This is a genomic window from Terrisporobacter othiniensis, from assembly GCF_000808015.1.
Taxonomy (GTDB): domain Bacteria; phylum Bacillota; class Clostridia; order Peptostreptococcales; family Peptostreptococcaceae; genus Terrisporobacter; species Terrisporobacter muris.
The window spans coordinates 19,190-28,286 of sequence record NZ_JWHR01000135.1; the positions used below are offsets into that span (position 1 = coordinate 19,190).

8 protein-coding genes are annotated in these 9,097 nt (G+C 28.6%); 2 read left to right on the forward strand and 6 right to left on the reverse strand.

What is annotated here, in order from left to right; all coding sequences use genetic code 11:
• Positions 1-79: 79 nt before the first annotated feature.
• The 5 genes from QX51_RS16945 to QX51_RS16965 form a co-directional block, all read right to left on the reverse strand.
• Positions 80-1,036: a D-2-hydroxyacid dehydrogenase gene (locus tag QX51_RS16945; protein ID WP_039681085.1), complete on the reverse strand. Its 957-nt coding sequence runs from the start codon at positions 1,034-1,036 to the stop codon at positions 80-82.
• Positions 1,037-1,170: 134 nt separating this feature from the next.
• The gene (surE, locus tag QX51_RS16950) at positions 1,171-1,929 is read right to left on the reverse strand and encodes a 5'/3'-nucleotidase SurE (RefSeq protein WP_039681086.1); all 759 of its coding nucleotides are present in this window, start codon (positions 1,927-1,929) and stop codon (positions 1,171-1,173) included.
• Between the two features lie 93 nt (positions 1,930-2,022).
• Positions 2,023-3,312, reverse strand: a complete 1,290-nt coding sequence (locus QX51_RS16955; protein ID WP_039681087.1) for a hypothetical protein — start codon at positions 3,310-3,312, stop codon at positions 2,023-2,025.
• A 74-nt stretch (positions 3,313-3,386) separates the two neighbouring features.
• Entirely contained in the window at positions 3,387-4,238 is an 852-nt protein-coding gene (locus tag QX51_RS16960) for a DUF6241 domain-containing protein (protein ID WP_039681088.1), read from the reverse strand.
• Positions 4,231-4,758, reverse strand: coding sequence for a sigma-70 family RNA polymerase sigma factor (locus QX51_RS16965; RefSeq protein WP_052233134.1), 528 nt, complete (start codon positions 4,756-4,758; stop codon positions 4,231-4,233). Before QX51_RS16965 ends, QX51_RS16960 begins: the two co-directional genes overlap by 8 nt.
• A gap of 410 nt (positions 4,759-5,168) precedes the next feature.
• Between QX51_RS16965 and QX51_RS16970 the strand changes: the two genes are divergently transcribed.
• Positions 5,169-6,029: an EamA family transporter gene (locus QX51_RS16970; RefSeq protein WP_039681090.1), complete on the forward strand. Its 861-nt coding sequence runs from the start codon at positions 5,169-5,171 to the stop codon at positions 6,027-6,029.
• 53 nt (positions 6,030-6,082) lie between these two features.
• On the opposite strand, the gene QX51_RS16975 is transcribed toward QX51_RS16970, so the two are convergent.
• On the reverse strand, positions 6,083-8,008 hold the full coding sequence (locus QX51_RS16975; RefSeq protein WP_039681091.1) for an oxidoreductase: 1,926 nt from the start codon (positions 8,006-8,008) through the stop codon (positions 6,083-6,085).
• Between the two features lie 273 nt (positions 8,009-8,281).
• Between QX51_RS16975 and QX51_RS16980 the strand changes: the two genes are divergently transcribed.
• On the forward strand, positions 8,282-9,097 hold an 816-nt coding region (locus QX51_RS16980), incomplete at its 3' end, for a hypothetical protein (RefSeq protein ID WP_039681092.1).

Consider the following 9,097-nt stretch of genomic DNA (forward strand, 5'->3'; position numbering starts at 1 on the left):
CTACAATGCCTCCTAGTACAATCCTTCAACACAGCAAAAATTTCACAAATAAAAGTCTTTTTCTTACTTATTTTAATTTTTATTTTACATACCCCGTATTAAAATCTATAACATTAAACAGCTCTTCATCCTTCAAAAATCTCTCCAAATTATCCAAACTAATACCAAAAATCCTCTCATAAGTCTCCGCTAAATTATACCACCCAGAAATATGAGGAGTAATCACAACATTCTCCAATCCCCAAATTCTATGGTCACTTGGCAGTGGCTCTGGATCAACTACATCTAGCCCAGCTCCATATAAATGCCCACTTTCCACAGCATCACATAAAGCATCAGTATCAACAGATGTTCCTCTTCCCATATTTAATAAGATACTTCCTGTTTTCATCTTTTCTATTCTTTGTGCATCAAATAGTTTTTGAGTATCTTTTGTTGATGGTAAACAAAGAGCTACAATATCAGCCTGTGGTAGTAATTCATCCAGCTTGTCGTTTAAGTATAACTCATCTATATAGCTTGGCTTAGCACTTTCTCTACGTTTAACACCAATTGTATATCCACCTAAAGCTTTTATCATTTCCCCAAAATTGCATCCTATATCACCAAGTCCTACTATCAGTACCTTAGACCCTCGTATAGATCTTACTCTTCCTTCACTTTTCCATAATCTTTTATTTTGATTGTCTCTATAAATATGTAATTTTTTTAATAATTCTAAAAGCATAGCAAGCATATGTTCTGAAACTGCTAGACCATAAGCTCCTGTAGAATTTGTCAGAATCACTTCTTCACTTAAAATTCCTTCTTTTATATATTGGTCTGCTCCCGCTGTATTTAGCTGCATCCATTTTAAATTAGGAGATCCTTTCACCATGTCCACCTTAGGACTTCCTATTACTATATTTGCATTTTGAACTTCTTCTTTTGTAACTTCATTTTCATTAGAATAAACTATTTTACATCCTTTTGATTTTTCTTCTAATAGTTTCTTCTTTTCTTCATCCATTGGTATTAAAACTAAAATATTATACATATTCCCTCCACTATTTTGCTTTTTAATTATAAGTATTTTATATTTTATCTGTTTTTTAGATAAAATATAAAATACAACTGCTTCCTGGAGCAACGGGCCTGTTCCTCAAGGCCGTTGGCGATTGATATTCCTTATTATAACATTTTTATATTTTTTAACATTTCAAATTTTTCCAAATTAGTCATTTCAATATTAACAGGTGTTATAGATATATAACCATTGTTCACACAAGTTATGTCACTATCTTCATCTTGTTCCATATCCTTAATGCTTCCACCTATCCAAAAATATCTTTGGCCAAAAGGACTTATTCGCTCTTCCATTACATTGTCATATTTTCTTTCCCCTAATTTTGTAATCTTCCAACCTTTCACCTCAGTGTTTGGTATATTTACATTTAATATACAGTCATTTAACAAATGTAATTTATCTTTTATATTATTTATAAGCTGAGCTATATGTTTAGCTCCCTCTTTATAAACTTCACTTTTTACTTTAAATTCATTATATGACACAGCAATAGATGGTTTATTTAAAACAAGTCCTTCTATGGCTGCTGACACTGTTCCAGAATATATAACATCAGTTCCCAAATTGGGACCATTATTTATTCCACTTAAAACTAAATCAAAATTTATATCTTTAAATATGCCTTCTATTCCTACTTTTACACAATCTACTGGTGTTCCTGATATACAGTAAGCTTTTATCTTGTCACCCATATCAGTTTCTTGTACCATTATTGGACTATGTATAGTTATAGAATGTCCTGTGGCACTTTTTTGGCTTTCTGGTGCTACCACATACACATTAGCAATATTTGATATTTCCTTTGCTAATTCTATAATTCCATCTGCATATATTCCATAGTCGTTAGTTATTAATATATTCATGAGATTTCCTCCTTCTATTATATATTTATATTGCCATAAGAATTGTTTATTATCAAATTTTTTAAAGGATGAGCATATAGCTCATCCTTTTTATTATTTTTCATAAATGCAAATTCCTGCACTTTTATTTTTATCATACTCATTTGATGTACTTCCATCTTTGTCAACTTTATATGGATGTTGATATCTCACTTTATAAGTCTTATCACTTAGCTCATATGTGACAACAGTAACACCCACATTATTAATATAATTAGAATCAATTTCTTTTATATTTTCCCCCAATTTAGATTTAACATATTCCACAGATTTTGTCATAGTCAATTCTTTCGGGTTTTCTTCACTACTATAAGATATTTCACCCATAAATTTCATATCATCATAATCTTCTTCAGCTGAAAAAACTTGTACTGCATGATTTTTATTATTGTTTATTATATTATCTCCATCAGTTCTTGGTGTAGAATTTTGTACATTTTCACTTAGCTTAGTTAGCAAATTATTTTGACTTTCCAATGAGTCACTTATTATTTCTGTCATTGTGAAAATTTCATCTTGTCCACTTATATTTGGAGCATCTCCTATAAATGATTTTGTATATAATAAAGTTCCATCTTTATCAATAAGTTTAAGTCCTCTTATTTCTTCCATCTTTTCATCATGCATAAATACTAGCTGTGAATCATTTATTTTCGCAACGGTGTTTTCTTTGTCTATTTGATTTATTGATTTATCATTAAATTTTTCAAATTCTTCCTTAGGAAAAGATACACTTCTTTGAACTATTTTCGCAAGTTTAAAATAAGTTTTATATTCTTCTTTATTTTTTGAATCTACCTTAATATGATTAACTAGCTTTTCTTGGTCTTCCGCTGAAATAGTACCTATTCTTGTAATAAAACGTAGTAATTCATCTGAGTCTTTGTTATAAAATGAATGTATTCCATTTAAATAACCATTTTTATTTGCATTATAATATTGAACTGACAAAGCTTCTTTTGGTTTATCATTTTCGTAAAAATAAGTTAATGATACACCTTCATTTTTTTCTTCTAAATTAATCGTTCTTAAATCCTTGTATTTATCACCATTATATACACTACCTATATAATAATATCCATCTGACTCTACTAATTTTTTATTTGGTTCTAATTTTGCCAACTCTTCTTTTGACAAATCTCCATTTTTTTGTAAGTAAGAAGAAATTTTCACATAAGACTCTTGAGATTTAAATGTTATTTTCTTATTTGTAGTCTCTGTAGGTACTTCTTTATTCTTTGTATTGTTATTATTCATGTTTGTATAAATCACAGGTGAAGCAACTATTATTATTAAAAAAATAATTGCTGTTATCATAATCTTTTTGCTCTTATTAAACTCCATTTTATCTCCCTCCAACTTAAACAACTGCGTTACCTTCAGCTATAGCCAAGTCAATCTTGTTAGCTCTATATCTTTTACTTAAAGTACTGTGCTTTAATTTTATTTATTTCTTCTTCATCAAGAGATGAGGCAATTCCAATTTCTCCACCTAACATATGCCACACGTAATTATGCACTTCAACAGCATTATTAAAATCTCCATTTTCCCATTTTCTAAGTGCTTTATTTAAATAGTCTCTAGCCTCATCATTATTAATATTTTTAATTGAGTTTAGGGCTATTTCAATATTTTGTGGTGTAATTTTAATAACTCCGAATTTTTTCCCATCAGCTGGATTAATAATTTGATTAGACATCTGGTGTATAAAGTTTACCACCCCATACTCATCATAAACTATATTTTTACCATTGCTTCCCTCATTATTATTTTCCTTGTTATCACTTCCTTTATTATCATCTTTACTTTCTTTATTTTCTTTTGTTTTATCAACTTTATATCTTGTTATTTTTACAAAATGAATTTTATTATTTTCCACCACAGCCTTTGGTATTATGGTATCTATCTCTAATGAAGCACTTATTTCATCTATTTTTAAAGTATCATTTATTTTTTCCAACACCTTCATTACTGGTGGTATACGATATGCTAAAGCTGGACTATACACTCCTATAGAAATTAAAACCACTATACTGGCAGCTATTTTAATGTATTTCTTTTTAATTTTACTTTTAGTCATATCTTTTTCAGCTTTATCTATAGCATCTTTTATCAATCTTTCTTTATCAAAATTGTATTTTATATTTTCTATTTTTTCATCATCTATATAAAAATCTTCCATATCTTTATCAATTTCTTCTATTGTCACATCTTCTAAATTTTCATTTAGTTCATTATCCAAATTAATATCTTTTTTCTTTTTAGTCATTAATGTAATCCTCCTTTAGCAGGTTTTTCATTTCCTTTATTGCCTTCCTAATATGAGTCTTTATGGTATTTGCAGGACGTTCCAAAATTTTGGATATTTCTTCAACCTTCAAGTCTTCTATATATCTAAGTATGATTACATCTTTATATTTATCTTCCAACTCATCCATTGCATTATATAAATCAATTTTAATTTCCACTTCATCGTCATTATGTACTTTTTTAACATAATCATTTTCATCATGTTCCAAATCAATCATTCCATTTTTTCTTAGATAATCATTACATACATTTATAAGAATTTTACTTACCCAAGTTTTAAAATACTTCGGTTCTTTTAAGCCCTTTATATTTTTATAAGCTTTGTAAATTGTTTCTTGTACTACCTCCTTAGCATCTTCTTCATGCTTACATCTCAAATACGCTTCTTTATATAATCTATCAAAGTACATATTTATCAAATCTTCAAAAGCTTCCCTATCACCTTTGATAGCTCTTTTCACTAAAAGTATATCTTCCATGATTACTCCTTTCATTTTTGTTTTCAATTATTAGACATAAATTTATAATAAAAGGTTTTAACTTTTTATAAAAAATTCGCTTCGCTTGAGCGACGTGTCGGCGAAACATTTCATGTCGCCAACGATATATCTTTGCTTCACTTCAGATACATCTATTGCTCTATTTAAATAAATTTTATTATTTTAATTAGATAAATCTTTTATTCGTTTTCATATATTCTTTACAATTCTATATGACCTACATTTATATAATAAATGAAATTTTCAACATAAGTCCATATTGCAAAATTTTAATATAATAAATATGATTTAGATATAAAATATTATTAATTGTCTTATCAATTATGATATAATCTAAGTCCAATTGATAATAAAAATCATTATAAATTACAAAAATGGAGGTCGACATCATGTGGATTTTATTTGCTTTTGGATCAGCACTCTTTGCAGGGTTAACATCTATACTAGCTAAATGTGGTATAAAAAATACTGATTCAAATGTGGCAACGGCACTTAGAACTATTGTAGTTCTTATTTTTTCATGGATTATAGTGTTTGTTGCAGGAAGCCAAAGTACCATATCACAAATAAGCACAAAAACTTTAATTTTTCTTATTCTCTCAGGTATAGCAACTGGAGCTTCTTGGCTTTGTTATTTCAAAGCTTTGCAAATTGGAGATGTAAACAAAGTTACTCCTATTGACAAATCAAGCACTATTTTAACAATGCTTATGGCGTTTATTTTGTTAGGAGAAGAATTAACGCTTATAAAATGTATTGCCATGATATTAATAGGAGTAGGTACATATTTAATGATAACAAAGAAAGAAAATATAGTTATGGAAAAGAAAAATAACGCATGGCTTCTTTATGCTTTAGGCTCTGCCTTCTTTGCCAGCTTAACTTCTATTCTTGGAAAAGTTGGTATTGAAAATGTAGATTCAACTTTAGGAACAGCCATAAGAACTATTGTCGTTCTTATTATGGCATGGATTGTAGTCTTCGTTACAAAAAAACAAAACACTATTAAATATATTGATAAAAGTAGTTGGATTTTCTTAATTTTATCAGGACTTGCAACAGGTGGTTCATGGCTTTGTTATTATAGAGCTCTACAAACAGGACCTGCCAGTGTGGTAGTTCCCATTGATAAATTAAGTATTTTAGTTACTATTGCATTTTCTTATATAGTATTTAAAGAAAAACTAAATAAAAAATCTGCTTTAGGCCTTTTTCTTATAGTGATAGGCACTTTATCACTTTTAATATAATTGCCTTCAATAAAAAAACATCAGCACAATCACTTATGCTGATGTTTTTTTAATTATATTTCTCTAGCAACACTTGCTGCTTCCCATATTGCATCAAGTGCACGTCTTGGTTTTACTGCATCACCAATAACATGATATGGTATATTAGTAGATTTTATAAATTCTTCTAAAGAATTATTTGCTCTAGATCCAATAGCTATAACTACTGAATCTATACCTTCTATTAAGCTAGATTCTCCATCTTTTTCAACTAAAACACTAGCTTCATTTATTTCTAAACATTTTGTACTAGTTAAAGTTTTTATTCCTAATTTATATATATTCTTATGAACACATATACCTCTTAACCATCCTATACCATTACCTACTCTGTCTAGCATTTCAATAACAGTAACATTTTTATTTTCTTCAGCTAAAGTCTCTGCAACTTCTAAACCAACAAGACCTCCACCTATAATAACTACATTTTTACCAACTGTACTTTCACCTTTTAATACGTCCCAAGCAAGTACAACATTGTCACCTTCTACACCTTTTATAGGAGGTACAAATTGGTTAGCTCCCGTAGCTAGTACTATTTCATCTGGTGCAAATTCTTTTATGAAGTCTTTATTAACTTCTGTTAATTTAAGTACCTTTACTCCAACTTTTTTAAGTGTAGCTTCCATGTTATCTGCAGCTAATGCAAATTCTTCTTTTCTAGGAGCCAGCCCTGCTATTTTAAACTGACCACCTATTGAGTTAGTTTTTTCACATAGAGTAACGTCATGACCACGTAATTTTGCCACTTTTGCAGCTTCAACACCACCTGGCCCTCCACCTATTACAAGAACTTTTTTAGGTGTTTCACAAGATTTTATTTTATATTCTCTTTCTCTTGAACAAGAAGGGTTTCTCATACAACTTATATCTTGATTTGGAACAAGATACATATCAAAACATCCTTGGTTACATCCTATACATTTAATTATTTCATCAAATCTATTTTCTTTTGCCTTATTACAGAACTCAGCATCTGCCAATTGAGCTCTACCTATTCCTACGAAATCTGCTTTTTCATCATCTAATATTTTTTCTGCAAATATAGGATCATTTATTCTACCAACAGTTATAACAGGTATATTTATATGCTGTTTTATTTTATAAGCATTTTCCACATTGAACCCTTGTTTAAAATCTATTGGTGGTACTACATATTCAAGTGTTGCAGTAGTTCCCGCAGACACATGTAATGCATCTATTCCAGCCTTCTCAGCAAGCTTTGCAAACTCTATTACATCCTCAACAGTAATTCCATCTTCACAGAATTCGCTACCACTTATTCTATATATAATAGGGAAATCTTCTCCTACTTTTTTACGTACATTTTCTATAACCATAAGTGGGAATTTTATTCTATTTTCAAATGAGCCACCAAACTCGTCAGTTCTCTTATTGCAAGTTTTACTCATAAATTCTGCTAATAAGTACCCATGAGCTCCATGTAATTCAACAGAATCAAATCCAGCCCTTTTTGCTCTTAAACAAGCATCTCCATAAGCTTCTATTAATTCATATATTTCATCTATAGTAAGTTCTCTTGGCGCTTTTGCACTATAAGGAGATTTTATTGCAGATGGAGCAACTATATCGTATCCATCTATTGGATTACGAACTACACGTCCACCATGCCATATTTGTATAGCCGATTTTCCACCAGCTTCTCTTATAGCATCTGCTAGTCTTTTCAACCCTGGTATAAATGAATCATCGTATATTCCTAAGTCCATTGGATTTTTTGTACTTGGATGAATTGCTGCTATTTCAACTATATTAAGTCCACATCCACCTTTAACTCTAGCCACATGATAATCTATTAATTCATCTGAAGGTTCTCCTCCATTTATAGTCATTTCTGAACCCATAGCAGGTAATATAACTCTATTTTTTAGATCCATAGAACCTATTTTACCTGGTGAAAATAATTTTGTACATATCATAAATACTTGCCTCCTTAAAATACTAAACCACCATCAACATTTATTATCGTTCCTGTCATAAATTTACTATCATCACTTTCTATTTAATCTAATGATGATTCCTTAATTAAATACATGTTATTTTTTTAACAATTTATATTTAGATTATATCTTTATAAAAACACTACATCAATAGATGATAGTTGACTAATATTGACAAATATTGACTAATTTATTTTATTATATATTTAATTTGATATAATACATATAACGACTTATTTAGGAGAATAAACTATGACAAATAACTTTGGTGAGATAATTCATAAATTATTGGATATAACCTGTGAAAAAAACTTTAGATTGGCAAATTATTTAGGATATGATGTAACATACATTAGTAAATGGATAAATGGCAGTAAACTACCGTCTCAAAAAAATATTACTGAAATTATAGATGGTATTTGTCAATTTTTTATGGATAATATAAATGAAAGTTCATTAAGACAACTATGTTATGACTTTGAGTTAATTAATAATAGTAAAGAAAGTGTAAAAAACGAGTTATCTCGTTATCTATACGATTCCTATGAATCCCAAAAACTTAATAAAAACAAAGATTATATAATAAATAATAATAATTCTTGTACCATGTTAGGGAATAATGATATAGATAAATGGATTTTTGAAAACTTAAAAAACTATTGTAATAAATCAAAGGAAAAGGATATTCATATAATAATAACCCATGATATTAAAAGATATTCCAGCAAAAAATCTGTATCAGAAATCTCTAAGAATAAAGATTTTGTGTTTAATAGTAAAAAAGTATATATACATCAGCTGATTAATTTAGATGAAATGAAGAAAGATATAAATGAGTATTGTAAAATAATCCTTCTATATCTAAATTCAAATTCTAATATAACTTACAATCTTTATAGTAATAACAATGAAAATTTTAACATGATACTTGTGAAAAATTGTTTATCTGTCATGTATATAAATGATAATAACTGTAATTTAAATATAAATTCTGTTTCTAGAGATTTAGAAACTATAAATAATTTATACAATCATTACAATAATTATTTAAGTAGTAAAGTACAGCTT

Coding starts and splice junctions, on each gene's coding strand:
- surE (WP_039681086.1), bottom strand. CDS start 1,929: ATGAATATATTAATAACTAACGACTATGGAATATATGCAGATGGAATT.
- QX51_RS16965 (WP_052233134.1), bottom strand. CDS start 4,758: ATGGAAGATATACTTTTAGTGAAAAGAGCTATCAAAGGTGATAGGGAA.
- QX51_RS16960 (WP_039681088.1), bottom strand. CDS start 4,238: ATGACTAAAAAGAAAAAAGATATTAATTTGGATAATGAACTAAATGAA.
- QX51_RS16955 (WP_039681087.1), bottom strand. CDS start 3,312: ATGGAGTTTAATAAGAGCAAAAAGATTATGATAACAGCAATTATTTTT.
- QX51_RS16945 (WP_039681085.1), bottom strand. CDS start 1,036: ATGTATAATATTTTAGTTTTAATACCAATGGATGAAGAAAAGAAGAAA.
- QX51_RS16970 (WP_039681090.1), top strand. CDS start 5,169: ATGTGGATTTTATTTGCTTTTGGATCAGCACTCTTTGCAGGGTTAACA.
- QX51_RS16975 (WP_039681091.1), bottom strand. CDS start 8,008: ATGATATGTACAAAATTATTTTCACCAGGTAAAATAGGTTCTATGGAT.